At 73.2% G+C, this 24,214-nt stretch carries 25 protein-coding genes and 1 pseudogene; 13 read left to right on the top strand and 13 right to left on the bottom strand.

Annotation, left to right across the window (positions count from 1 at the left end; translation table 11 throughout):
- Positions 1–26: 26 nt before the first annotated feature.
- Complete coding sequence (locus tag ABZX11_RS10615) at positions 27–788, bottom strand: FadR/GntR family transcriptional regulator (protein WP_176176554.1); 762 nt, start codon at positions 786–788, stop codon at positions 27–29.
- A gap of 152 nt (positions 789–940) precedes the next feature.
- On the opposite strand from ABZX11_RS10615, the gene ABZX11_RS10610 reads away from it, so the two are divergent.
- The 4 genes from ABZX11_RS10610 to ABZX11_RS10595 are packed head-to-tail and all read left to right on the top strand — an operon-like array spanning position 941 to position 5,136.
- Positions 941–2,206, top strand: a complete 1,266-nt coding sequence (locus ABZX11_RS10610; RefSeq protein ID WP_354911834.1) for an extracellular solute-binding protein — start codon at positions 941–943, stop codon at positions 2,204–2,206.
- A gap of 5 nt (positions 2,207–2,211) precedes the next feature.
- On the top strand, positions 2,212–3,159 hold the full coding sequence (locus ABZX11_RS10605; protein ID WP_354911831.1) for a sugar ABC transporter permease: 948 nt from the start codon (positions 2,212–2,214) through the stop codon (positions 3,157–3,159).
- The gene (locus ABZX11_RS10600; RefSeq protein ID WP_354911828.1) at positions 3,159–3,986 is read left to right on the top strand and encodes a carbohydrate ABC transporter permease; all 828 of its coding nucleotides are present in this window, start codon (positions 3,159–3,161) and stop codon (positions 3,984–3,986) included. The genes ABZX11_RS10605 and ABZX11_RS10600 overlap by 1 nt, the downstream gene beginning before the upstream one ends.
- Before the next feature lies 1 nt (position 3,987).
- Positions 3,988–5,136, top strand: coding sequence for a mandelate racemase/muconate lactonizing enzyme family protein (locus tag ABZX11_RS10595; RefSeq protein ID WP_354911825.1), 1,149 nt, complete (start codon positions 3,988–3,990; stop codon positions 5,134–5,136).
- A 71-nt stretch (positions 5,137–5,207) separates the two neighbouring features.
- Here the strand turns inward: ABZX11_RS10595 and ABZX11_RS10590 are convergent, their stop codons facing one another.
- Positions 5,208–5,924, bottom strand: coding sequence for an SDR family NAD(P)-dependent oxidoreductase (locus ABZX11_RS10590; protein ID WP_354911822.1), 717 nt, complete (start codon positions 5,922–5,924; stop codon positions 5,208–5,210).
- 88 nt (positions 5,925–6,012) lie between these two features.
- Here ABZX11_RS10590 and ABZX11_RS10585 point away from each other — a divergent pair, with 88 nt between their 5' ends.
- Entirely contained in the window at positions 6,013–6,849 is an 837-nt protein-coding gene (locus ABZX11_RS10585; protein ID WP_354911819.1) for a LysR family transcriptional regulator, read from the top strand.
- A gap of 15 nt (positions 6,850–6,864) precedes the next feature.
- On the opposite strand, the gene ABZX11_RS10580 is transcribed toward ABZX11_RS10585, so the two are convergent.
- A complete protein-coding gene (locus ABZX11_RS10580; RefSeq protein WP_354911816.1) occupies positions 6,865–7,773 on the bottom strand; it encodes an SDR family NAD(P)-dependent oxidoreductase in 909 nt (302 codons plus the stop codon).
- Positions 7,774–7,902: 129 nt separating this feature from the next.
- Between ABZX11_RS10580 and ABZX11_RS10575 the strand changes: the two genes are divergently transcribed.
- Positions 7,903–8,571, top strand: coding sequence for a TetR family transcriptional regulator (locus tag ABZX11_RS10575; RefSeq protein WP_176176547.1), 669 nt, complete (start codon positions 7,903–7,905; stop codon positions 8,569–8,571).
- 4 nt (positions 8,572–8,575) lie between these two features.
- Here the strand turns inward: ABZX11_RS10575 and ABZX11_RS10570 are convergent, their stop codons facing one another.
- Positions 8,576–9,466 carry a LysR family transcriptional regulator gene (locus ABZX11_RS10570; protein WP_176176546.1) on the bottom strand — a complete coding sequence of 297 codons (891 nt, stop codon included), beginning with the start codon at positions 9,464–9,466 and terminating at the stop codon, positions 8,576–8,578.
- 83 nt (positions 9,467–9,549) lie between these two features.
- Between ABZX11_RS10570 and ABZX11_RS10565 the strand changes: the two are divergent.
- Both ABZX11_RS10565 and ABZX11_RS10560 read left to right on the top strand, forming a co-directional pair.
- A pseudogene (locus ABZX11_RS10565) lies at positions 9,550–10,754 on the top strand (MFS transporter).
- Entirely contained in the window at positions 10,751–11,428 is a 678-nt protein-coding gene (locus ABZX11_RS10560; RefSeq protein WP_354911813.1) for an alpha/beta fold hydrolase, read from the top strand. Before ABZX11_RS10565 ends, ABZX11_RS10560 begins: the two are co-directional and overlap by 4 nt.
- Before the next feature lies 1 nt (position 11,429).
- Here the strand turns inward: ABZX11_RS10560 and ABZX11_RS10555 are convergent, their stop codons facing one another.
- The gene (locus tag ABZX11_RS10555) at positions 11,430–12,203 is read right to left on the bottom strand and encodes a maleylpyruvate isomerase family mycothiol-dependent enzyme (protein ID WP_176176544.1); all 774 of its coding nucleotides are present in this window, start codon (positions 12,201–12,203) and stop codon (positions 11,430–11,432) included.
- Positions 12,204–12,318: 115 nt separating this feature from the next.
- Between ABZX11_RS10555 and ABZX11_RS10550 the strand changes: the two genes are divergently transcribed.
- The gene (locus tag ABZX11_RS10550; protein WP_354911810.1) at positions 12,319–13,902 is read left to right on the top strand and encodes a long-chain-fatty-acid--CoA ligase; all 1,584 of its coding nucleotides are present in this window, start codon (positions 12,319–12,321) and stop codon (positions 13,900–13,902) included.
- Positions 13,903–13,914: 12 nt separating this feature from the next.
- Here the strand turns inward: ABZX11_RS10550 and ABZX11_RS10545 are convergent, their stop codons facing one another.
- The 3 genes from ABZX11_RS10545 to ABZX11_RS10535 form a co-directional block, all read right to left on the bottom strand.
- Entirely contained in the window at positions 13,915–15,159 is a 1,245-nt protein-coding gene (locus ABZX11_RS10545; RefSeq protein WP_354911807.1) for a cellulose binding domain-containing protein, read from the bottom strand.
- 163 nt (positions 15,160–15,322) lie between these two features.
- On the bottom strand, positions 15,323–16,093 hold the full coding sequence (locus ABZX11_RS10540; protein WP_176176541.1) for an SDR family oxidoreductase: 771 nt from the start codon (positions 16,091–16,093) through the stop codon (positions 15,323–15,325).
- Entirely contained in the window at positions 16,090–16,842 is a 753-nt protein-coding gene (locus ABZX11_RS10535) for an SDR family oxidoreductase (protein WP_176176540.1), read from the bottom strand. The genes ABZX11_RS10540 and ABZX11_RS10535 overlap by 4 nt, the downstream gene beginning before the upstream one ends.
- 170 nt (positions 16,843–17,012) lie before the next feature.
- On the opposite strand from ABZX11_RS10535, the gene ABZX11_RS10530 reads away from it, so the two are divergent.
- The gene (locus tag ABZX11_RS10530; RefSeq protein WP_354911803.1) at positions 17,013–17,819 is read left to right on the top strand and encodes a hypothetical protein; all 807 of its coding nucleotides are present in this window, start codon (positions 17,013–17,015) and stop codon (positions 17,817–17,819) included.
- A 6-nt stretch (positions 17,820–17,825) separates the two neighbouring features.
- On the opposite strand, the gene ABZX11_RS10525 is transcribed toward ABZX11_RS10530, so the two are convergent.
- A complete protein-coding gene (locus ABZX11_RS10525) occupies positions 17,826–18,788 on the bottom strand; it encodes a zinc-binding dehydrogenase (RefSeq protein ID WP_354911800.1) in 963 nt (320 codons plus the stop codon).
- A gap of 131 nt (positions 18,789–18,919) precedes the next feature.
- On the opposite strand from ABZX11_RS10525, the gene ABZX11_RS10520 reads away from it, so the two are divergent.
- Complete coding sequence (locus ABZX11_RS10520; protein WP_354911797.1) at positions 18,920–19,528, top strand: SGNH/GDSL hydrolase family protein; 609 nt, start codon at positions 18,920–18,922, stop codon at positions 19,526–19,528.
- 214 nt (positions 19,529–19,742) lie between these two features.
- On the opposite strand, the gene ABZX11_RS10515 is transcribed toward ABZX11_RS10520, so the two are convergent.
- From ABZX11_RS10515 to ABZX11_RS10505, 3 genes are read right to left on the bottom strand one after another with little or no spacing between them, the layout of a single operon-like run.
- Positions 19,743–20,474, bottom strand: coding sequence for a metallophosphoesterase (locus ABZX11_RS10515; protein WP_354911794.1), 732 nt, complete (start codon positions 20,472–20,474; stop codon positions 19,743–19,745).
- Entirely contained in the window at positions 20,471–21,280 is an 810-nt protein-coding gene (locus tag ABZX11_RS10510) for a nucleotidyltransferase family protein (RefSeq protein WP_354911791.1), read from the bottom strand. The genes ABZX11_RS10515 and ABZX11_RS10510 overlap by 4 nt, the downstream gene beginning before the upstream one ends.
- A 30-nt stretch (positions 21,281–21,310) precedes the next feature.
- The gene (locus tag ABZX11_RS10505) at positions 21,311–21,691 is read right to left on the bottom strand and encodes an STAS domain-containing protein (protein WP_354911788.1); all 381 of its coding nucleotides are present in this window, start codon (positions 21,689–21,691) and stop codon (positions 21,311–21,313) included.
- Positions 21,692–21,805: 114 nt separating this feature from the next.
- On the opposite strand from ABZX11_RS10505, the gene ABZX11_RS10500 reads away from it, so the two are divergent.
- Positions 21,806–22,270, top strand: a complete 465-nt coding sequence (locus ABZX11_RS10500; RefSeq protein ID WP_176176533.1) for an SRPBCC family protein — start codon at positions 21,806–21,808, stop codon at positions 22,268–22,270.
- 383 nt (positions 22,271–22,653) lie between these two features.
- Complete coding sequence (locus ABZX11_RS10495; protein WP_354911784.1) at positions 22,654–23,313, top strand: lytic polysaccharide monooxygenase; 660 nt, start codon at positions 22,654–22,656, stop codon at positions 23,311–23,313.
- On the opposite strand, the gene ABZX11_RS10490 is transcribed toward ABZX11_RS10495, so the two are convergent.
- A complete protein-coding gene (locus tag ABZX11_RS10490) occupies positions 23,277–24,074 on the bottom strand; it encodes a sugar phosphate isomerase/epimerase family protein (RefSeq protein ID WP_354911782.1) in 798 nt (265 codons plus the stop codon). The genes ABZX11_RS10495 and ABZX11_RS10490 overlap by 37 nt on opposite strands.
- Positions 24,075–24,214: the final 140 nt, after the last annotated feature.

Here is a 24,214-nt window from a genome sequence, read left to right as displayed (position 1 = left end):
GGAACTCCTTCGCAACGAACCTGCGGTCAACGCTCGAGACGGCCGGCGTCGCCGGCGGAGGCCGGGCGGCGGGCCAGCCATGCTTCGGTGATGTGGTCGAACATCGCCTTGCCGGCGCCGTCCGCGTCGCCGGCCGCGATGCGTTCGTACACGCGGCGGTGTCCCTTGTTCGACTCCACGCACAGCGCTCGCTCGCTCGGGCCCACGTACCGGGCCGTGTTGACCACCTGGCTCTCCAGCGCGCGCACCACGCCCCGGGCCAGGCGGTTGCCCGACACCTGCATGATCGTGTCGTGGAAGGCGAGGTCCTGCTCGCGGTAGGCGGCGGAGTCGTCGACGAGCTCGTCCATCAGGTCCACCAGCGCGCCCAGCCGGTCGACGACGTCGCGGCCGGCGGTCCGGGCGGCGACCTGGGCCATGTCCGCTTCGAGCAGCCGGCGGGTCACCACCAGGTCGTCCAACACGGCCGAGGTCTCGTCCTCGGTGATCACCGCGGCCAGCACCAGCTCGTCCAGCATGTTCCACATCGACGCCGGGTTCACCACCGTGCCCGCGCCCTGCCGGACCTGCACCAGCCCCTTCGCCTGCAGCAGCTTCACCGCTTCGCGGACGACCGTCCGGCTCACCGAAAAGCTCTCGCACAGCACCGGTTCGGCGGGCAGCGACGTCCCCGGCGGGTGCACCCCGCGCACCACGCGTCCCACGAGTTCGGCGGTGACCGCGCTGGCCAGGTTCGCCGGGCGGCGGACCCAGTCGGGAACAGCGGGTTGCGCGTCGGATGCCGTCATCGTTCCTCCGGTCGTACGTGCGCCGACCTCCGTCGAACGCAGCTGGAGTTTACACAGCGGGAACGTTGACGTCATACGTCATACGAGTTACCTTTCTGCGCACTGCGCCGGGCCACTCCCCGTCCGGCCACCGTCTGGAGAAGTGAGCAGCGATGAAGCGCACACTGTTCTCGGCCGCCCTGACCGTGGCGTTGGCGTTGACCGCGGGCTGCGGCAGCGCCGCCGGCCCGGCCGCCCCCACCGGTGACGCGAGCGGCAAGCTCGTGGTCTGGGACTGGAAGTCCGGCGACGCGAAAGCGGCGAGTTACGTCGCGAAGGCCAAGGCGGACTTCGCCAAGCAGCACCCCGGCGTCACCGTCGAGTTCGTCGCCCAGCCCTACGACCAGTACTACACACTGCTCGGCGCCGCGGTCCAGGCCAAGCGGGGGCCGGACGTCATGCTCTTCAACGGCGGCGGCCAGATCCGCGACCGGGTCGCCGACCTGGTGCCGCTGGACCCCTACGTCGCCGACGACCGCTCGCGCCTGAGCGGCTGGGACGCCTTCAGCAAGGACGGGAAGACCTACGCCGAGCCGGTCACCCTGCAGGGCCACCCCGTCTACTACGACAAGGGGCTCTACGAGAAGGCCGGGCTGGACCCCGCCGCCCCGCCCAGGACCTGGGAGGAGTTCGTCCGCGACTGCGGCACCATCTCCGCCAAGACCGGCGCGAAGTGCCTCGCCCTCGGCAACAAGGAAGGCGCCGGGATCCAGTTCTGGCTGTCGGCCATGGGCACGGCAAGCCTGACGCCCCAGGAGTACACCGACTGGATCGCCGGCAAGCGGAACTGGACCTCGCCGGACGTCAAGCGGGTCTTCGAGCTGTGGAAGCAGGCCAACGACTCGGGCCTGAACACCGACGGCCCCAACTCCACCGCGATGTTCAACGACGCGTTCGCGCTCTTCCAGTCGAGCAAGGCCGCCAACGTCATCGGCCTGATGTCCGACGTCGGGCACTGGAAGGACTTCGCCGAGTTCCTCGGCGCGGACAAGGTCGGCGTGATGACCGCGCCGCAGGTCAACCCGGCCGCCACCCCGAGCCTGCCCTACGACGGCGGCATCGGGTACGCGGTCGCGAAGAGCACCAAGGACCCGAAGCTGGCCGCCGACCTGGTCCGGTCGCTCAGCTCGACCGACGCACTGAAGTCCTTCTACGCCGACAGCGGCGCGATCGCCGCGGACACCTCGATCGACGTCTCGGCGGCCGGCCCGGCCGTGGCGACGATCGTTTCGGAGGTCAAGACCGGCAAGCCCGCCCTGCACGTCGCCCTCTCGTCGAAGACGCTCGACCTGATGGGACGGCTCTCGCAGGAGCTGCTGAGCGGGTCGATCGGCGTCGACGAGGTGCTGCAGCAGCTGGCCGCCTCGGACAAGGGCTGACCAGCGTGCCCGGGTACTCCCCCGCCCCGGTGGACCGGGCCCCGGCCCGGCCTGCCGGGCGGCCCGCGCCGGCCCGCCGCGCGCCCCGCGGGACGCGGCTCGAGCGCTGGGCGCCGCTGGTCCTGGTCGCCCCGGCCGTGCTGATCGTCCTGCTGCTGCGGCTGTGGCCGCTGCTGCTCGGCGTCAACTTCTCCTTCACCGGGGACGGCGACCGCAACGGCACGGCCGTCGGCTTCGACAACTACGTCGCGCTGTTCGGCGATCCGCTCTTCCGCACCGCGCTGCGCAACGTCGGGCTGCTCGTGCTGCTGCTCCCGGTCGCCGTCGCGATCCCCGGCCTGCTCGCCACCTTCATCCACCTGAAGGTGCCGGGCCACCGGGTCTACCGCGGCGTCTACTTCTTCCCGGCCGTGCTGTCGCCGGTGATCGTCGGGGCGATCTTCAACCTGCTGCTGGCCTTCGACGGGCCGGTCAACGCGCTGCTGGGGCTGGCAGGCCTCGGCCCGGTGGACTGGCTGGGCAACCCCGGCGTGGCCATCTTCACCGTCGTCGGGGTGCACGTCTGGGCGACGTTCGGGATGGCGCTGGTCGTCTTCCTCGCCGGGTTCTCCACTTTGGACTCCTCGCTGCTCGACGCGGCCAAAGTGGACGGTGCGTCGCTGCTGCAGACCCTGCGGCACGTGATCGTCCCCGGCCTGTCGCGCACCATCCAGTTCGTCTTCGTCACCACCATGATCGGGATGCTCACCTCGATGTTCGGGCTGCTGTACGTGATGACCAGCGGCGGCCCGGCGGGGTCGACCTACCTGCCCGAGTACTACGTCTGGATCCAGCAGGGGCAGCTGAACCAGCCCGCGCTCGCCTCCGCGGCGTCCACCGTGCTGTTCCTGATCATGCTCGTGGTCGGCCTCGCGCAGATCGCCGTCCTGCGCCGCACCGGTAAGGAGGACTGATGACCGGTTCCCGGCTGACGAAGTGGCTCGCCGCGGTCCCGATGGCCGCGCTCGCACTGGCCACGATCTACCCGCTGGTGTTCACCGCCAACGTCGCCATGAAGGACCGCCGCGAGTACACCCTCGACCGGTTCGCCCCGGCCGGCGCGCTGCGCTGGGACAACATCGCCCGGGCGTGGACGAGCGTGGGGATGTCCCGGTACTTCCTCAACTCGGTCGTCGTCGTGGCCTGCTCCGTCGCGGTCCTGCTGCTGCTGGGGTCGATGGCCGGGTTCGCGCTCGGCCGGCTGCGCTTCCGCGGGTCGTCGGCGGTCTTCCTGGGCATCCTCGCGGCGTTGTTCGTGCCGTTCCAGGTGATCATGGTCCCGCTGGCGCGGATCATGGCGGGCTCCGGGCTGATCGACACCTACCCGGGACTGGTGCTCGCCTACGTGGCCCAGTTCCTGCCGTTCACGGTCTTCCTGATGACCAGCTTCTACGCGGCCGTGCCGCCGGAGATCGTGGACGCGGCCCGCATCGACGGCTCGACCGTCTACGGTGTCTACTGGCGGATCATGCTGCCGCTGGGTGCCCCGGCGCTGCTGTCGGTCGGGGTGCTCAACGCGCTGTTCTGCTGGAACGACGTCCTGATTTCGCTGCTGCTGATGCCGTCCGCGGAGCACCGGACGCTGATGGTCGGGGTGACGGCGCTGCGGGGGCAGTATTCCGCGGACATCCCCACCTTCGCCGCCGGGGTGCTGATCGCCGCGGTGCCGGTGCTGCTCGTCTACCTGTTCCTGCAACGCCAGATCGCCGACGGGGTCACCGCCGGGTCGACGAAGGGATGAAATGCGCATCACTGGTTTCCGGGCCCTCACGACCGTCCAGGACTGGGGCCGCCCGGTCGGCGACGCCAACGGCGTCCACGCCGGCGGCGTCGTCCGGATGCCGCTCGTCGTGGTCGAGACGGACGAAGGCGTCACCGGTGTCGGGCTCGGTTCGCACGTGCAGGCGGAGACCGTCTTCGCCGCGATCGAGGGCGAGGACCCGCGCGGCGTGACGGCGCTGTACGACCGGATGCTGCGGCGGACGTTCAAGGCGGGGCACGCCGGCGCGGTGTTCGGCACGATCGGCGCGTTCGACACGGCGTTGTGGGACATCAAGGCGCAGCTGGCGGGCGAGCCGCTCTGGCGGCTGCTGGGCGGGCGGGACCGCCGCGTGCCCGCGTACGCCTCGGGGCTCGACATCGCCCTGGACGACGACGAGCTGGCCGAGCTGTACCGCACGTACGCCGCACACGGGCTGCGCGCGGCGAAGCTCAAGGGCGGCCTGGACATCGACCGCGACCGCCGCCGCCTGACGCTGGTCCACGACATCCTGTCCGAGGCGGGCGGCGGCCGGCCGGGGCTGATGCTGGACGTCAACGAGAACTGGACGCGCAAGCAGGCCGTCCGGCACGTCGCCGAGCTCGAGCGGACCCTCGACCTGACCTGGATCGAGGAGCCGGTGCGGCGCTGGGACGTGGACGGCCACGCGGCCGTCGGCCGGGGCGTGCGCGCCTCGGTCGCCACCGGCGAGAACCTGACCGGGCTGGAGCAGCACCGCCCGCTGATCGCGGCGGGCGCGGTCGACGTCGTCCAGACGGCGGCGGGCTGGGGCATCACCCACTTCCTGCGGGTCGCGGTGCTCGCCCACGCCCACGACCTGCCGGTGAGCCCGATCGGCACCACCCCGGTCGGCCTGGTCCACGCGGCGACGGCGGTGCCGAACCACCTGGTGACCGAGCTGCAGGACCTCACGCCCCCGGTGGGGATCTCCCTGGACCACGAGCTCGGCGACGGCGCGTTCCTGCTGAGCGAGAGCCCCGGGCTGGGTGTCCACCTGGACGAGGCGGCGATCGCGGCGGTGGGACACCGGTTGCCGGACCCGGAGTCGGGAGGGTCCCACATCAGACCGGACCGCGCGGGCTACCACCTCCTCCCGGCGGCCGGCGCCTGAAGCGCCCGGACGGCGCGAAGGCTCGAACCACGCCTTCGCGCCGGACGCCGATGCGTCCACAGTGGACGGAGTCACCACGGCACTTCGCCGTGCTCGTCGAACAGTCCCCCGCTGGGCCCGTCGTCCGGAAGCGTCGCCAGCCGGATCGCGATCCTCGCGCCCTCCGCCGGGGTGCTCGTGCCGCGGAACCCGTTGAGGTCCGTCGCCACGTAGCCCGGGCACGCGCCGTTGACCTTGATCCCCGTCCCGCTCAGCTCCTTGGCGTACTGGACCGTCACCGCGTTCAGGAACGTCTTCGACGGCGCGTACGCCCCGCTCACCCCGCCGAGGTCCACCCCCGGCGTGGTCTGCAGCGTCAGCGACCCCACGTGGCTCGAAAGGTTCACGATCCGCGGCCGCGCGGAGCGGCGCAGCAGCGGCAGCAGCGCGTTCGTGACCCGGACGACCCCGACCACGTTGGTCTCCACCACCGCACGCAGGCTCGCCGCCGTCACCGTCGACGGCTCCTCCGGCCACGCCCCGGCGACACCCGCGTTGTTGACCAGCACGTCGAGCCCTCCGGCGAGCAGCCCGGCCGCCGCCGCGGCACTCGCGTCGTCCGTCACGTCGAGGGGGACGCCGAACGCGTCGACGCCGTCCGCGACCAGCTTCGCCACCGCCTCCTCGCGACGCCGCTCGTCGCGGGCGCCGATGCCCACCCGCCAGCCCAGCGCGCCGAGGCCGGCCGCGATCTCGTACCCGATTCCCTTGTTCGCACCCGTGACCAGTGCGATCGTCTGTTCGCTCACGTCGCCGATCGTGGCCGGGGCGGCGCCGGGAACCAACACCGTCCGCGTCCGGCATCGATACCCGGACGACATCGATTACCCTGGCCGGGTGGAGACGCGGGAGCTGCGGTACTTCGTCGCGGTCGCCGAGGAGCTGCACTTCGGGCGGGCCGCCGAGCGGCTCGGCATCGCGCAGCCGCCGCTGTCGCGGGCCGTCGCGCGGCTGGAACGGCGGCTCGGCGTCACCCTGCTGGAACGCACCAGCCGCCGGGTCTCGCTCACCGACGCCGGTGCCGTGCTGCTGGCCGAAGGCCGCGCGATCCTCGCCGCGGTGACCGCTGCCGAACGGCACGCCCGGCTGGCCGCGACGAGCCGGCCCACGCTCGTCCTGGCCGCCAAGGCCGGCGCCGCCGGCGACCTGCTGCCGAAGCTGCTCGACCGGTACGCCGCCGAGCCGGACGCCGCCGACGTCGAGCTGCTGCTGTGCGAATCCCAGCCGCACCGGCCGCTGCTCGACGGCCGGGCCGACGTCGCCCTGCTGCACCGGCCCTTCGACCCGGTGACCGGGTTGGACACGGAGGTGCTGGACACCGAGGGGCAGTTCGCCGTCCTGCCCGCCTGGCACCCGCTCGCCCGCCGGGCCGAGGTCCGGCTGGCCGACGTCACGGCCCTGCCGGACCTCCCGCTCGCCCGCTGGCCGGGTCCCGGCGGTGCCTATCCCGACGGCCCCGGCGCCGAGGTCCGCAACCTGACGCAGCTGTTCCAGCTGATCGCCCTCGGCCGCACCACGGTGGTCATGCCCGCCTCCGGCGGCGCCCACCGGATCGAGGGCCTGGCCACTGTGCCGGTCGTGGACGCACCCCCGGTGACGACGGTCGTCGCCTGGCCGCCGCACAGCCGCTCCCGCACCGTCGCGGCCTTCGTCCGGGTGGCCACCGGCCTTTGAGCCGCGGCGCCGGGCTCAGCCGATCGGGAACTTCACCGCGGTGAGCTCCTCCGACACCGCCCACAGCCGCCGCTGGATCGACGCGTCGTAGGACTGCGGGCTCGAGGCCACCACCTCCGGCCGCCCGCGGTAACCACCCGGTCCCGCCGGCCCGTAGTACTGGCCTCCCAGCGCGGACGGATCCGTCGCCGCGCGCAGCACCGGCAGCGCCCCACGCTCCGAGCTCTGTGTGAACAACGGCGCCACCAGCGGGAACACCGCCCGCAGCGCCGCCGGTGAGTTGCGCATCAGCTCCGTCCGGGCCACCCCCGGGTGCGCCGCGATCGACGCCGTCGTGCCGTGCGGGGCCAGGCGGCGTTGCAGCTCGTAGGCGAACATCAAGTTCGCCAGCTTCGCCTGCCCGTACGCCGCGACGCGGTCGTAGGACTTCTCCCACTGCAGGTCGTCGAACCGGATCCCGGCGCGGATGCGGTGGGCGATGCTGGCCACCGTCACCACCCGGGACCCCTCGACCGGCAGGAGCAGGTCCAGCAGCAGGCCGGTCAGCGCGAAGTGCCCGAGGTGGTTCGTGCCGAACTGCAGCTCGAAGCCGTCGCGGGTGGTCTGGCGGGGCGGGTACATCACGCCCGCGTTGTTGATCAGCAGGTCGATCTTCGGCAGCGTCGCGTGCAGGTCGGCCGCCGCGGCCCGGACCGACTCCAGGGAGGCCAGGTCCAGCTGCTGCACGGTGACGTCGGCGTCCGCGCCCAGCCGGGCGGCCGCCTGCTTGCCCTTCGCCACGTCGCGGACCGCGAGCACCACCGTGGCGCCGCGCTCGGCCAGCACCTTCGCGGTGTCGAAGCCGAGGCCGGTGTTGGCGCCGGTGATCACGGCCACGCGGCCGCGCTGGCTCGGGACGTCGCGTTCGGTCCAGGTGTCGCTCATGGGGGTCCTCCGGGTTCCCGGTCCTTGCGGACCGTCGGTCTCTTATGCTTCCGACGCTAAGGAACCGTCGGTCTATTGTCAAGAGACTGCCGGTCTTCAATATCTCCGCACGGGCGTTACGCTGGTCTCATGACGTTCCAGCGGGCGCGCAGCGCCGAGCAGCGGGAGGAGCGGCGCCGCACCATCCTCGACACGGCGCTGAAGATGCTCGGCGAGATGCCGGTGGCCGAGGTCAGCCTCAACGAGCTCAGCCGCCGGGTGGGCCTGGCCAAGTCGAACGTCCTGCGCTACTTCGAATCCCGCGAAGCCGTGCTGCTCGAGCTACTGGACAGCGCGCTGCGCGACTGGCTGGCCGACGTGGCGGGCGAAGTGACCGCGGGCGTCGACCCGGAGCTTCCGGCGCCGGAGCGGGCCACGGCGTTCGCCTCCGTCATCGCGCACTCCCTGGCCGGCCGCACCGTGCTGTGCGACCTCATCGGCGCGCAGGCCGGCGTGCTGGAGCACAACGTGTCCACCGACGTCGTCGTGCGGTTCAAGCGATCCGCCCTCGGCGGGCTGGACGCGATGGCCGAACTGCTCCGCCGGTCCGTGCCCGAGGTCGGCGGCGAGGCCGGGCCGGTGTGCTTGCTGGCCATGATCCTGGTCGGCGGCCTGTGGACCCACTGCCGCCCGTCGCCCAGCGCCCTCGCGGCCTACGAGGCGGACCCGGCGCTGGCCGCGCTCCACCTCGACCTGGCGCCGGCCCTGGAGCACGGCCTCGCGCTGCTGATCACCGGGGCGATGGCCCGCACCGCCTGAGACGTCACACCCGCCCGAGCTCGCCCGCGACTTCGACGGCGATCTCCCGGGCCCGCGCGGCCAGCGGGGATTCCGTGCGCCCGGACGGCCGGTACAGGGCCAGCTCGCGGGCCGGGGACGGCGTCAGCGGGTGGATGTCCAGCCGGTCGTCGGACCAGGCGTCCTGGCCGTGCAGGGCCAGCCACGGCAGCACCGCCCAGCCGATGCCCGCCCGCACCATCGAGAGGATCGTTTCGTGGCCCGGCGTGCGGAACACGAACCGCGGCTGCGCGCCGGCGCGGGCGAACGTGCGCTCCAGCCACCGCTGGTGGTGGGTGCGCGGCCACGCCACCATCGGCACGCCGTCGAGCCGCTTCACCCGCACCGGGCCGTCCGGCAGCGCGCCGGCCCCCGTCACCAGCAGGTACGGCTCCTCGAACAGGGTGACGCGCTCGACGTCGCCGTCGACCGGACCGTCGTGGAAGAGCAGGTCGAGCTCGCCGAGGCGCGGCTCGTCCGGCGGCACGTCGGACAGCCGGATGTCGCAGCCGGGGTGCTCGTCCAGCAGCCGGCGGATGACCGACGGCAGGATCACGTTCGACACACCCGGGAAGGTGCCGATGTCGATCCGGCCGTGCCCGGCCCGGAACCGGTCGACCGCGTCGGTGAGCGCGCCCGCCTTCGCCAGCAGCTCACGGCCGTGGGCCAGGACGACCTCGCCGAGCCGGGTGATCCGGACCGGCCGCGGCCCGCCGGGCCGGTCGAAAACCGGGCCGCCGACGGCCTTCTCCAGCGCGGCGATCTGCTGGCTCACCGACGACTGCGTGTAGCCGAGCCGCGTCGCCGCCTGCCCGAACGTGCCTTCCTCGGCGATCGCGGCCATGGTCCGCAGGTGCCGCAGCTCAAAGTCCGCCATAGCGCCTAACATAGCCAGAGCCGATCGATTCGATCGGAATTCATCGCTTTTCGCGATGCTTTCGCCGCCTTAGCGTCGTTCCCATGACAGCCACCACCGCTCCGGTCACCACGGCCTCCCGGCTCGTCTGGTCCCTCGCGGCCACGCACTTCGTCGGCCGCGCCGGCGGTGTCGTGCGGTCGTTCCTGGTGCTGTACCTGACGCAGGCCCGGCACCTCTCCCCCGCGACGGCGGGCGCGGTGGTCGCCGCGGTGGGCCTGGGCGACATCGGCTCCCAGGTGCTCGGCGGCTGGCTCGGCGACCGGATCGGCCGGCGCACCACGATGCTGGCCGGGTTCGCCGGCTCCGCCGCGGCGCTGACCGCGCTCGGCTCGGCGGAGTCGCTGCCCGCGATCTGGGTGGCCGCCGTCGGCGCCGGGCTGACGCTGGAGCTGTTCCGCCCGGCCGGGTCGGCCGCGGTGGCCGATCTGCCGTCGTCACAACGGATCCGCGCGTTCGGCTTGCTCTACTGGGCGGCCAACCTCGGCTTCTCCGTCGCCACCGTCACGGCCGGGGTCCTGGCCCGCCACGGGTACGGCCTGCTGTTCTGGATCAACGCGCTGACGTCACTGGCCGCGGCGCTGATCGTCTGGCGCCTGGTGCGGAAACCCGGCCGGCAGGACCGGCGCGGACACGGCCGCCACTGCTGCCCGTCGTGCTTCGCGACCGGCTGATGCTGGCCATGCTCGCGCTGCACGTCGGCTACTTCACGCTGTTCCTGCAGACGTTCACGACGTTGCCGCTGCTGATGACGGACGGCGGTCTCGGCCCCGCGGCCTACGGCGGCGTGCTGGCGCTCAACGGGATCGCCGTCGTGGCCCTCCAGCCGCCGGCGGTCCGGCTGCTCGCGGGCCGCAACGGCACCGCGGTGTCGGCCGTCTCGATGCTCCTGGCCGGGCTCGGCGCCGCCCTGGGTGCGGTGAGCCACGGCACGACCGCCTTCGCCGGTTCGGTCCTGGTGTGGACGCTCGGCCAGATCGGGATCGCCGTCCGCTTCGGCGACACGTTCGCCGGTCTCGCCCCGGCCGGGCTGCGCGGTGGCTACCTGGGCCTGGCCTCGACCACCTGGAGCGTCGGGGCGGTCCTCGGCCCGCTCGCCGGGACCGCGCTGTTCGCGCTGGGCGGCGCGACCGTCCTCGGCGTCACGTGCGCCCTCGGCGGGATCGCCCTGTTCGCCGCCCGGCGGGCGCTCGGCCCCGCCCTGCGCCGCCGGAATCCCCGACCCACCGACGAAAGGAAGCGCCCATGAGCACCTACGTCCTGATCCACGGCGCCGGCGACGGCGGCTGGTCCTGGCACCGGGTCGCCGCCGAGCTGGAGGCCCACGGCCACCAGGTGGTGGCCCCGGACCTGCCCGCCGGCGACGACACGGCCACGCTCACCGGCTACGCCGACGCGGTGGTCGCCGCCGCCGGCCACCGGACGGACGTGGTCGTGGTCGGCCACTCCTTCGGCGGCTTCACCGCACCCCTGGTCGCCGACCGGCTCGCGGCGGACCGGCTGGTCCTGGTGGCGGCCATGATCCCGGCGCCCGGCGAGTCCCCGGACGACTGGGGCCGGAACACCGGCTGCGGCGAAGCGGTGCGCGCCCGGTCGGCCCGCGACGGCGGCCTCACCGGCCACACCGACCCGTACGTCGGCTTCTACCACGACGTTCCGCGCGCCCTCGCGGACGAGGCGATGAGCCGGGAACGGGCCCACCCCTCCCCCGCCGCGATGAAGCAGCCGTGGCCCTTGGACGCGTGGCCGGACGTGCCGACGCGGTTCGTGCTGGGCCGCGAGGACCGCTGCTTCCCACCGGAGTTCCTCCGGAAGCTGGCGGCCGAGCGACTCGGCGTCGTCCCGGACGAACTCACCGCCGGGCACTGCGTCGCGCTCAGCCGCCCCGCCGAACTGGCCGGCCTGCTCGAGAGCTACCGGTGACTCAGAAGCCGGGGAACACCCGGCGCAGCTCGTCCAGCGTGACCGCGCCTTCGACGGTGACACCCTTGTCGTACGGCGCCTTCAGCCGGCCGTTCACCAGCCGGACGAACGCCTCCGCGGGCCCGGCGAACGTCGCGGACGGTGCCTCCAGGTGGTCCACCACCGTGACCGCGTCGTCGATCACCAGGCCGGCGCCCGGCAGCGCCACGGAGACCGGGTTCGCCAGCTCGGCCGGCTTCGCGAGGAAGCCCAGCATGAACCCGGCCGGTCCGGCCAGCAGGTCGACCACCGCCGCGGCCGAATCCTCGGCCACCCCGGCGCTCTCGTCGAACGCCGCGCGCACGTCCCACGAGTGGTTGGCCACCTCGTTGAGCCGCAGGCCCAGCGCCGTCACCAGCGGGACCGGCTCCGGCAGGAAGCCGAGGTCGACGGTCAGCGAGGACCGCTGCTCCGGCGTGATGGCCTCGACGGTTTCGAGCCAGCGGGCGTTGTGCTCCAGGAAGCCCTCGGCCTGCGCGCGCGGCGCGGAGGCGTCCCAGCGGGCCCAGATCGTCGGGTTGTCTTCGGCGGCCACGGTTTCGCCGAGCGCCCGCGCGATCGGCGCGCGGCCGATCTCGGCCCCGCTGCCGAGGTGGGACAGCACCTGGGCGACGGTCCATTCGGCGGCGCCGCTGGGCGCACCCAGCTGGTCGTCGGTGAGGCCCCGGACGAGGGCGGCGAGCGTGTCGTGCTCGGAACGGAGGGCGGTGATCGTGCGGTCCACAAGAGGGCTCATGTGACCCACAACTCCGCCGGGAGCACGTCTGTTCCGCGCGGTGGACCCGCGACCGGCACCCGTGGTAGAAGTAGAACCTGTTCCACTTTTGCCGCCGGTGCGTGGAGGTGCGCGGATGAGCGTCCCGACGGTGACCGGGCTGCTGCTGGCCCGCGCCGGCGACGAGCGGCCGGGCCTGCGGTTCGAAGACGAAACGTGGTCATGGGCCGAGCACGTCCGGACGTCCGCGCGCTGGGCGGCCGGCCTCCGCGAAGCGTTGCGCCCCGGCGAACCACCCCACGTCGGCGTCCTCGCCGACAACGTTCCCGCCTTCTCCTTCCTCCTCGGCGCCTGCGCCTTCGCCGGAGCGGTCCTGGTCGGCCTCAACCCCACCCGGCGCGGCGCCGCCCTCGCGCGCGACGTCCGGCTCGCCGACTGCCAGTTCGTGCTGGCCGAACCGAAATACCGGCCGCTGCTGGCCGGGCTCGACCTCGGCGGCGCCGCCGTGCGGGACCTGGAATCGTGGGCGCCGGCGAACGACCCGGTCGAGCCCGTCCCCGTCACGGCCGACGACCTGCTGATGCTCATCTTCACCTCCGGCACCAGCGGCGACCCGAAGGCCGTGCGCTGCACCCACGGCAAGATCGCCTTCCCCGGCGCGATGCTCGCCGACCGCTTCGGCCTGTCCGCATCGGACACCGTGTACGTCACCATGCCGCTGTTCCACTCCAACGCCGTCATGGCAGGCTGGGCCGTCGGGCTCGCCGCCGGGGCGGGCATCGCGCTGCGCCGGCGGTTCTCCGCCTCGGGCTTCCTGCCCGACGTCCGGAAGTTCGGCGCGACCTACGCCAGCTACGTCGGCAAGCCACTGTCCTATGTGGTCGCTACGCCGCCGCGGCCGGACGACGCGGACAACCCGCTTCGCCTCGTCTACGGCAACGAAGGGGCGAGCGCCGACCTGGCCGCGTTCGGGGAACGGTTCGGCTGCAAGGTCGTCGACGCGTTCGGCTCCACCGAGGGCGGCGTCGGGTTCGCCCGCACCGACGACACCCCGCCCGGCTCGCTCGGGCGCCCCACCGGCGACGTGGCCATCCTGCACCCGGACACCGGCCTGCCGTGCCCACCGGCCGAGTTCGACGGCGACGGCCGGCTGGTCAACGCCGCCGAGGCCGTCGGCGAGCTGGTCAACACCGCGGGCGCCGGCTGGTTCGCCGGGTACTACCGCGACCCGGCGGCCGACGCCGAACGGCTGCGTGGCGGCCGGTTCCACACCGGCGACCTCGCCTACGCCGACGCCGACGGCTTCTGCTACTTCGCCGGGCGGCTGGGTGACTGGCTGCGCGTCGACGGCGAAAACCTCGGCACCGCCCCGATCGAGCGCATCCTGCTGCGGCACCCGGCGATCACCGAAGCCGCCGTGTACGCGGTGCCGGACCCGGTGACCGGCGACCAGGTGATGGCCGCCGTCGTCACCGGCGGCGGGGCGCTGGACCCGGCCGGGCTGGGCCGGTTCCTCGCCGCCCAGGCCGATCTCGGGCCCAAGCAGGTGCCCCGGTACGTGCGCACGGTCCGCGAGCTCCCGCGGACGCCGACGTTCAAGGTCCTCAAGCGGCAGCTGGCCGCCGAGGGCCTCGACGGCGACGTCTGGGAACGCGCCGGGACCGGCATCGCCTACGCACCACTGGCGCCGGGGTCACGCCGGCCCGCCGCGCGGACGTGACCCCGGGGGCGGTCAGGCGGTGGTGCAGGCCGCGCCGTTGAGCGCGAACGCCGTCGCCGCCCCGGTGTTGCCGGTGTGGCCGGCCTGGAACCCGATGGTGGTCGACGCACCGGGTGCGAGCTCGGCGTTGTAGGCGACGTTGGTCGCGGTCACCTGCCCGCCGGCCGGCGCGTAGGTGGCGCTCCAGCCCGAGGTGATGGTCTGGCCCGCGGGCAGGGTGAAGGTCAGCGACCAGCCGCTGACCGCGGCCGAGCCGGTGTTCGTGATGGTGATGTTCTCGGTCAGGCCGGTGTTCCACGCGTTGACCGCGGTGCCGACCCGGCAGGCGCCGGTGCCCGGCGGCGGGTCGTCCGGCGGCGGCGTGGTCGAGCCGAACTGCGAGAAGAACTGCCAGACCAGGGCCGGTACCCAGGTCCGCGACCCGCTGTCCCCGGTCGCGCCGTCCTGCGGGGCGGCGATGTGGCCCTCGTCGAAGGCGGCCCACTGCACCGGGTACCCGGCCCGGCAGCCCGCGTAGCTCGTCACCCGGTGCGTCAGGCTGCCCTGCGCCGGCTCGGGCGGGTTCTGGGCGGTGCAGCCGTTGTTGGCCACGAACCGGTCCCGCAGCGACCGGCCGCCGGAGATGCCGAGCACGTTGTCCCGCAGGCCGTGCACGCCGAGGTAGGCGATGGGCTGCGTGCCGCCGCTGCACCCGCTGAGCACGCCGCCGGACTGCACGGCGACCGCGCGGAACACCGTGGCCCGCGAACAGGCCAGCGAGTAGCTCATCGCGGCGCCGTAGCTGAAGCCGACGGCGAACAGCTGGCTCGTGTCGACGCAGAGATCGCCCTCCAGTGCCCGGATGAGGTCGTCGACGAAGGTGACGTCCTCGCCGCCGGAGTTGGCCCAGCCGTTGTTGAACCCCTGCGGCGCCACGAAGATCGTGCTGTTGTTCGCCAGCTGCTGCAGGCCGTAGTAGGCCCAGGCCCCGGTTTGCACGGTCCGGCCGGTGTCGACGTCGGTGGCGGTGCCGCCCAGCCAGTGGAAGCCGAAGATCAGCCGGTAGGGGTGGGTGCGGTCGTAGCCGTCGGGGATGCGCAGGATGTAGTTGCGGCTCTTCCCGCTGGTCTGGATGGTCCGCGTACCGCTGGTCAGCGTCGGCGCCTTCCCGCAGCCGGCGGTCGCGGCCGCCGGTTGCGCCGGCGCGCTCTCGGCCACCCCGCCCACCACCGGCAGGAGCACGGCGGCGGCCAGGGCCACCAGGACCTTCCTCATCATCACGGGCTCCTTCCGGCGATCGGCAGGCCCGATGCTGAAACCGCCGCATCCGGGCTGTCAACCGGCCGTGGAGTCGTGGCAGGACAAGGGCTTCCGCCGGGGTGAAACTTTCAGCGGGCCGCGTCGGAAACCCTTGTCGCGAAAGCGATCCGGCCGTGACCGGTCACAGCTCCCCGACGGCCGCCTCGACCTTGCGCTGCAGCTTGTTCATCCCGCCGAGCCACCGGTCGGTCTCGGTGGCGCGCGCGGCGTAGTAGCCCGCGACCTCCGGGTGCGGCAGCACCAGGAACCGGTTCTCCGCCATCGCCGCGAACAGCGCGTCCGCCACCTGCTCCGGCTCGATCGCCGACGCGCCCATCAGCAGCTGGCCCGCCGTTCCGGTGTTCTCCAGCATCGCCGTGCGCACGCCCTGCGGGCAGATCGCCTGCACGGTGATGCCGCGGTGGCGGTAGGTCGCCGACAGCCACTCCGCGAAGGCCAGCGCGCCGTGCTTGGTCACCGAGTACGGCGCCGAGCCGAGGCTGGTCAACAGCCCCGCCGCGGACACCGTCGCGATGAAGTGGCCCTTGCCGCGCTCGAGCCACGCCGGCAGCAGCAGGTTCGCCGCGCGGACGTGGGACATGACGTTGACGTCCCAGGTGCGCGCCCACACCTCCTCGCCGCTTTCCGCGCCGCCGAAGGGCGCGATGCCCGCGTTGGCGCAGAAGACGTCGATCTCGCCCAGCGCCGAGCGGGCGCTGTCGATCAGCTTCGTGACGCCGTCCAGGCTCGCGACGTCGCCGGCGAAGGCCGTCCCGCCGACTTCGGCGGCCACCTCCGCGGCCTTGTCGCCGTCGAGGTCGGCCACCACGACCCGAGCTCCGTCGGCGGCGAAGCGGCGGGCCAGCGCGGCCCCGATGCCACCGCCGCCCCCGGTGACGACGACGCCGGTCACAGGCCACCGCCCAGGGTCACGCCGCCGTCGAGGACCACCGTCTGCCCGGTGATCCAGGCCGCGTCGTCGGAGAGCAGGAACGCCACCGCGCCCGCGATGTCCGACGGCACGCCGAGCCGCTTCATCGGGTACGCCGAGGCAACCTCCTCTTCGCGGCCCTCGTACAGCGCGGTCGCGAACTGCGTCTTGACCACGGCCGGTGCCACGGCGTTGACCCGGATCTTCGGCCCCAGCTCGGCACCGAGCTCGACGGTCAGCCGCAGCAGCGCGGCCTTGCTGACGCCGTAGAGGCCGATGCCCGGCGAAGCGCGGATCCCGGCGACGGAGGAGACGTTGACGACCGCGCCGCCGTGCTCGCCCATCCACGCGTCGCGGGCGCGCTTGGTCCAGCCCAGCGGCGCGAGCACGTTGACGGCGAGGATCTTCGCCGCGGCGGCCGGGTCGATGTCCAGCGTGGGGCCGTAGGCGGGGTTGATGCCGGTGTTGTTGACCAGGTAGTCGAGCCGGCCGAAGGTCTCGATCGTCCGGGCGACCGTCTCGTCCTGGTGGTCGGTGTCGTCGGCCTTGCCGGCCACGAACATGGCGACGTCCGGGCCGCCGAGGGAGCTGACGGCCTCTTCCAGGGCCTCCGTCTTGCGCGCGGTGAGGCAGACCTTGGCGCCGCGCTCGACGAGCGTCTTCGCGATCCCGAGGCCGATGCCCCGGCTGGCCCCGGTGACGATCGCGACGCGATCCTTGAACGAGTTCACGTCAGTGTGTCTCCTTCGGGTGTGGTGCCCGGCACATACCAAGCAGTCGGTCAGTGGCCATTATGCGCGATGCGGCGGAGGTCTCAAGGTGGACACCCGTCACACTCTCACCGCCCGAACCGTGATCTTCACGCGCTAGCTTCCCCGGATCACGACTCCGAGGAGGCCCCGTGCGCAGAACCGGTCCCGCCATCGCCGCGGCGGCACTCCTCCTGGCCGCCTGCGACCCCGGACCCGGTGGCACCGCGCCGGCCGGCCCCGCCACCCCGGCCGCTCCGGTCACCGACGTCGCCCAGCTCGTGGCGGCCGCGCGGGCCGGCATCGCCGAGGCGCCGTCGGCCGCCTTCACGACGACCGCGGTGCTGGGCACGAACACCACGGACACCCCGGGCTCGCTCGGCTTCGACGGCAGCACGTGCCGTCTCACGATGACGGTGGACGGCAGCGAGCTCCGCGTGATCGGCAAGAAGACCTTCACGCACGCACCGGCGGGAATCCCGGGGAAGGAGTGGGTCGGCACCGACCCGGACAGCACCGACCCGATCGCCCGGATGGCGGGCGGGGCGATCCCGGTGGTCGCGAAGCTGCCCGACCTCTGCGTGGCGCTGGCGGAGATCGAGCGGACCGGCCGGATCGTGTCCGCGGAGCAGACCCGGCTCGGCGACCTGCCGGTCGACCACTACCGCCTCGAACTCGACACCGCGAAGGCGCCGGAGCTGTTCCCCGAGTTCGCCACGCCGCCGCTGGACGGCAAGCCGGCCCGGACGAGCACCGCGAAGCTGCCCGCCGAGCTGTGGCTGGACGCGGCCCGGCGGCCGGCGCGGTTCACCGTCGACCTGTCCACCGGGTTCCCCCAGGGCGACCCGGCCAGGGGTACCACCGACTACCGCGACTGGGGCAAGCCGGTGGACATCCAGCCGCCGCCCGCCGACCAGGTCGCCGACCTCGGCGAGCTGATGAAGAAGATGGGCACCTGAGGCGGTTCACCGCACCCGGAGCACGAGCTTGCCGGTCGTCGCCCCGGACTCGAGGCGGCGGTGCGCGGTCACCGCGTCCGCCAGCGGCAGGGTTTCGACGTCGACGCGCAGGGTGCCGTCGGCGACGGCCGCGACGGCGCGGCGCAGCGCCCGGCCCGCGGCTTCCGGGGCCACCGCGGAGAACGCGGCGAGGTTGAAGCCGGACACGGTCTTGCCGGTGAACCAGAGCTCGTTGGCCGAGACGCCGACGTCCTCGGCGCCGGAGGCGTTGCCCATGACCACCAGGCGGCCCATCGGGGCGAGCCGGTCCAGGCTCGCGCGGCGCGCCGGCCCGCCGACCATGTCGACCACGACGTCGAACTCCCCGGTGTCCCCGGCCTGGTCGCGCAGGACGGCTTCGTCGTAGCCGAACGCCTTCGCGGCGGCGATCTTCGCTTCGCTGCCGACAGTGCCGACCACCCGCCCGGCCCCGAGCAGCCGGGCGACCTGGCCCAGCTGGCTGCCGACCCCGCCGGCGGCGGCGTGCACCAGCACGCGCTCGCCGGGGGCCAGCCGCGCCACCCGCTCCAGCACGAGGAACGCGGTGGTGCTGTTGGACGGCACCGCGGCCGCCACGGCCAGGTCCGTCTCCGGCACCGGCGCGACGAGGTGGGCCGAGGTGGTGACGACCTCGGCGTAGCCGCCGCTCGCCACGATCGTCAGCGCGGCGACCGGCTGGCCCACCGACAGACCCTCGACGCCGTCGCCGAGCGCGCGGATCCGGCCGGAGACCTCGATGCCGGGGACGAAGGGCAGCGGGACGTCGACCACGCCCTGCCGGTAGAGGACCTCGGCGAAGTTGGCGCCGGCGAAGGCGACGTCGATCGAGACCTCGCCGGGCCCGGGCTCCGGAACGGCCACGGTGCCCAGCCGCAGCACTTCGGCCGGGCCGAACTCGGGGATGGTGACCGCGTTCATGGTGTTCGTCATGCGCCGATCGTGCGGCGGCCGCGCCGGCCGGACCAGGCCCGGCCCAGCCTGGGTCGGCCAGGACCAGGTTGACCGCGCCGGACCGTTCCGTCACGGGAAACAACCACGCCTCGGCCACGTTGTACGGGGTGATGACTCCACCACTCGATTTCTGTGTCCTCGGCGACTCACTGGCGGCCGGCGTCGGCAGCATCCGCGAGGACGACACCCTCGGCCGCCGGCTCGCCGTCCGCCTGCGCGACGCGGGCCACACCGTGCGCCTGCGGACGTTGGGCGTGCCCGGAGCCCGCTCGGCCGACCTCGAACGCCAGGTCGGCGTCGCCCTCGGCGAGCGCGTCGACCTGGCGCTGATCGTGATCGGCGCCAACGACCTCGCCGGGTTCGTCGCCCCCGCGGTCGGCGCCCGGCAGCTGCACGACGCCGTGGCCAGGCTGGTCCGCGCGGGCGCGCGCGTCATCGTGGTGCCGGCGCCCGACCTGGGGATCGTGGCCAGGGTGCCGGGCCCGTACCGACAGCTGGTCTCGGCGGCCAGCGGCCACTACGCGCAGGCTCAGACCGAAGCGGCCGTCCGGGCGGGCGGTGCGGTGGCGACCGCGGGCCCCGAGCTGGCCGCCCGGTTCGCGGCCGAGCCGGCGTTGTTCTCCGCCGACCGGTTCCACCCGTCGTCGGCCGGCTACGCGGTGATCGCCGACGGGCTGGCCCCGCACGTGCTGGCGGCCGCCGCCGACCGGGCCGCCTGAGCCGGTTCGCTCGGCTTCACCCCGCGGTGGCGAGGATCGCCACCTTGAGCGAACTGTCCACAGTGGACGACTCCACCCCGGCGGCCCGGGCGACGGCCGCCCTGCCCGCAACCGAGGCGGGCGGGTTCCGGCTGTCGGTCGAGCAGTCGCTGACCGGGTGTCGTTCACCGCGGGTGCCCCGGTTCTCGCGGCGGCGCAGGCGCTACTGGACCCGTCAGCGTCGCGCGGACAGCTCCGCCGGGTGCAGCTCGTACAGCGCGTAAGCCTTCCGGATCACCGGCTGGGCCACGTTCCGCACCCGCACCCCGCCCGGTGTCACCCCCTGCTCGCACCCGAAGTGCGCGTGCCCGTGCACCGCGAGATCCGCCCCCACCTCGTCGATCGGCTCGCACAGCAGGTACGAACCCAGGAACGGGTGGATCTCGGGCGGCTCGCCGTGCAGCGTGCCGGGGATCGGCGCGTAGTGCGTCAACGCCACCACGACGTCCGTGTCGAGGTTTTGCAACGCTTTGCGCAGCGAATCCGCCGAGGCCATCGTCGTCTCGACGAAGTCCTTCATCTCGCGCTCGCCGAACCGGCTGGCGCACTTGCCGGCGAACCCGCCGCCGAAGCCCTTGACGCCCGCGACGCCCAGGGAGCCGTCCGGCAGGTCGAAGCGGACCGCGTCGCCCTCCAGGACCTCGACCCCCGTCTCGCGCAGGAGGTCGGCGATCATCTCGCCCGCGTCGCTGTGGTGGTCGTGGTTGCCGAGGACCGCGGCGATCGGCACGCCGAGCCCGGCCAGCTCCTCGGCCACCACGCGGGCTTCCTCGACCGTGCCGTGCCGGGTCAGGTCCCCGGCCAGCAGCAGGACGTCGGCGGTGCCCGCCAGGTGCTCCAGGGCCGGCCGGAGCAGGCCGCGGGAGTCCTCGCCCAGGTGCACGTCCCCGACCGCGGCGATCCTCATCGGCCGATCTCCTCCGCGCTCGCCGGTTCGCGGACGTCGGCGACCCGGACGTCGTTGTGCACCAGCTCTCCGGTCAGGTACTCGCCGACGACGGCGTCCACCTCCGCCTTCCGCTCGGGGCAGACGACTTCGCCGGTCAGGTGGACGTGCTCGCCCCGCACGGTCACGTGCACGCCGAGCTCGGCGGTGCGGGGGTCTTCGGCCAGCGCCCGGCTCAGCCGGGCGACGAGGTACTGCGGTGGTTCGGGCACGAGAGCCTCCTTCGGATCGATCACGGCCAGGTCACCCAGCAGCGTCAGGAACGCCCGGGCGTAGGGGGACGCCGACACCTGCACGGCGACGTCGGTCCAGTCGACCTGCTCGCGCAGGTCGCGGGCGATCCGCAGCAGCGGCGCGAAGTCGCAACGGTGCGCGCTGAGCACGAGCAGCTTGTCCACCAGCAGGTCGGTGCCGGAGACGACCGGCGCCGCGGTGGAGCCGATGCGCATCAGCGCCGCGCGGTCGAGCAGCTCGTCGGTCACCGGCCGCTGGTTGGGGCCGTGGATCAGGTCGATGAGGATTTCCCCGTCGTAGACCTTGGTCAGCCAGTCCTCCGGCGGGTGCACGCGGCGCAGGCCCGCGGCGGTGAGCACCTCCGCGGCCCGGTCCGCGTCGCCGGGCTTGAGGAACAGGTCGACGTCGTGGTCCGACGGCGGCCCGCCGCGGGCGTACACGGCCAGGCCACCGGCGACGGCGAACCGGATGTCCGTGCCGTCGAGCGCGGTCACCACACGGGTCAGGCTCTGCAGCAGCGCCTCCGCTTCCATGGCGGAGGACTACCCGCGACCGGGCAGGCCCTAACCGCCGCCGCCGGGCCGCTGCCGGATCCACGCGCGGGCGCCCTCGACGGTCGGGTGCAGCGCGAGCGCGCCGTCCATGCGGGTGACCTGCAGGGACCGCACCACCGGGCGGCCGTCGGCGACCACCGCGAACGGCAGGTCCGCGGCCTCCGTCTCGTCGAGGAGTTCGGCGAGGACCTGCAGCCCGGCCGAGCCGCAGAAGGTGACCGCACCCAGGTCGACGATGAGCGCATCCGGCGCACCGGCCAGCGCGTCGCGCGCCCCGGTGCGCAGCTCCGCCGCGGTGCCGAGGTCCAGGTCGCCTGCCGCCACGACCACGACGGCCTCGGGGACGGAACGGACCCGCACCGTGAGTGCCGGCGTCCGGTCGTCGGTCACGGGGCTCCCCTCTGTCGCTGCCAGGTCCGACTTTAGAGGTGCTGCATCGTTTTGTCATCGATTTGCCGGGTAATCGGAGGACAGACCAGCCCTGAGCAGAGAGGACAGGCCGCGATGAGCACCGTCACCGAATCCGTCGACGTCGAGACCGACGTCACCACCGCCTACAACCAGTGGACGCAGTTCGAGTCGTTCCCGCACTTCATGGAGGGCGTCGACGAGATCCGGCAGCTCGACGACACCCACACCCACTGGAAGATCAGCGTCGGCGGGCAGACCCGCGAGTTCGACGCGACGATCACCGAGCAGCACCCGGACGAGCGGGTGGCCTGGAAGTCCGACTCCGGCCCGACGCACGCCGGTGTCGTGACGTTCCACCGCCTCGACGACCGGCACACCCGGGTCACCGCCCAGCTGGACATCGACCCGGAGGGCTTCGTCGAGAACGTCGCCGACAAGCTCGGCATCCTCGACCGCCGCGTCAAGGGCGACCTGGGCCGGTTCAAGACGTTCATCGAGGAGCGCGGCGGCCGCGAAACCGGCGCCTGGCGCGGTGACGTCGCCCGCCCGGGCAGCTGACCCGGCCGCAAGGCCAGCCCCGCGACCGCCCCCGCCGTCACCTGAACGGCGGGGGCGGTCGCATGCCGCGGTGAGACGAATTCCTGTCGCTGCGAAACCGATTCACCGCCGGTCCGGTGAAGACTTTTCCGGATGCACCCGGGCGGAGCAGCGGGCGGACGGCGCGTGCACCGGACGTCTCCGGGGACAGGCCCGATCGGGCGGCCCCGGCGTCGCCGGTTTCCGCCGTTCAGTATTCGTTCAGTTCGCCTGCGTGCCGGAAAGTGTTGTCCCGCAACGGTTTCCGAAGATCGGAAGGTGGCCGGGCGCGGCCGCGGCCGCGTATGGTCGGGCCGGCACGAGCTGGGAGCGCTCCCCATCCGGCCCCGACGAAGGAGGACAGCGTGGTTCCCCGACGCAAGACCCTGCTTTCCCTGGTGGTGACGGCGGTGACCGCCGTGCTGCTGGGCGGCGTGCTCACCGGTGTCGCCGCCGCGCACGGCTCGGCCACCGACCCGCCGTCGCGCAACTACGGCTGCTGGAACCGCTGGGGCAGCGACTTCCAGAACCCCGCGATGGCGACGAAGGACCCGATGTGCTGGCAGGCCTGGCAGGCCGACCCGAACGCGATGTGGAACTGGAACGGGCTCTACCGCGAAGGCGTGAAGGGCAACCACCAGGGCGCGATCCCCGACGGGACGCTGTGCAGCGGCGGCCGCACGCAGGCGCCCCGGTACAACGCCCTGGACACGGTCGGCGGGTGGCAGACGGCCGACAAGGACAACCGGTTCACCCTGACCATCACCGACCAGGCCCGGCACGGCGCCGACTACCTGCTGGTGTACATCACCAAGCAGGGCTTCGACCCGGCGACCCAGCCCCTGACCTGGGGCAGCCTCGAGCTGGTCGCCCAGACGGGCCGCTACGCACCGGCCGGGCAGTACCAGGTCGCGGTGAACGCGGGCACCCGGACGGGGCGGCACGTCGTCTACACCATCTGGCAGGCGAGCCACCTCGACCAGTCGTACTACTTCTGCAGTGACGTGAACTTCTCCGGCCGCTGACCGTACCGCGCGAACCACGCGGCGGCGGCCCGCAGCGGGACGTCGACCGGCGGGAGCTCGGGGTACCAGGCTTTCTCCCATTCGAGTGACACCCAGCCGGACCACGAGCGCAACAGCTCACCGCACTCGTGGAGCGGGACGACGCCCTCCCCCGGCGGCACCGGCGTGGGTGTTCCGCGGCCGGCGACGTCCTTGACCTGGAAGTAGCCGAGGTAGGGGCCGAGCCGTTCGTTCGTGACGGCCGGTGGTTCGCCGGCTCGCCAGGGGTGCACCGCATCCCAGAGGACGGCGGCGAGTTCGGGTGCGCCGAACCCGGCGACGAGGTCCAGGGCGGCGGCGCCGGTGGGGTGCGAGTCGTGGGTTTCGACGAGCAGCCGGACACCGGCGCTTCGCAGGTCGTCGAGCACGGCGGCGATGCGGGGCCGGGCGTCCCCGTCGCCGCCGGGGAAGACGCGGATCTGCGGGGCGCCGATGCGGTGGGCGAGGTCGATCAGGGCCTTGAGCTCGTCGACGACGGGGCGGTCGTGGCCGGGAGAGGTGATTTTGGCGTAGCCGGCCAGGCACGAGACGGCGAGGTTTTCGCCGTCGAGGAGGGTCCGGACGGCTTTGGCAGCGGAGGCGGAGAGTCCCAAGTGGACTTCTTCGTCCGGGTGGACGCGGAGTTCGAGGCCGGTGCAGTGGTGGGATTTGGCGGTGCGGGCGGCTTCGCGGACGGGGAGGCTGGGCATGCCCAGCGTGCTCACGGCGAACTGCCAGCTCATCAACGGCCTCCCCTGGTTGCCCGGAGGCGATTGTAAGCGCTTTCTGGCGGCCTGCGCTGCACGATGCCGTGGGCGCGGTGATCCGGGTGCCCTGGCCGGAACCGCGGTAGGCCACCCTCGCGCGAACGCCTGCCGGCCGG

The sequence above is a fragment of the Amycolatopsis sp. NPDC004169 genome (assembly GCF_040610315.1).
Lineage (GTDB): Bacteria > Actinomycetota > Actinomycetes > Mycobacteriales > Pseudonocardiaceae > Amycolatopsis.
Note: the sequence above shows the minus strand (reverse complement) of the source record. Positions and strands in the feature narration are given on the sequence as shown.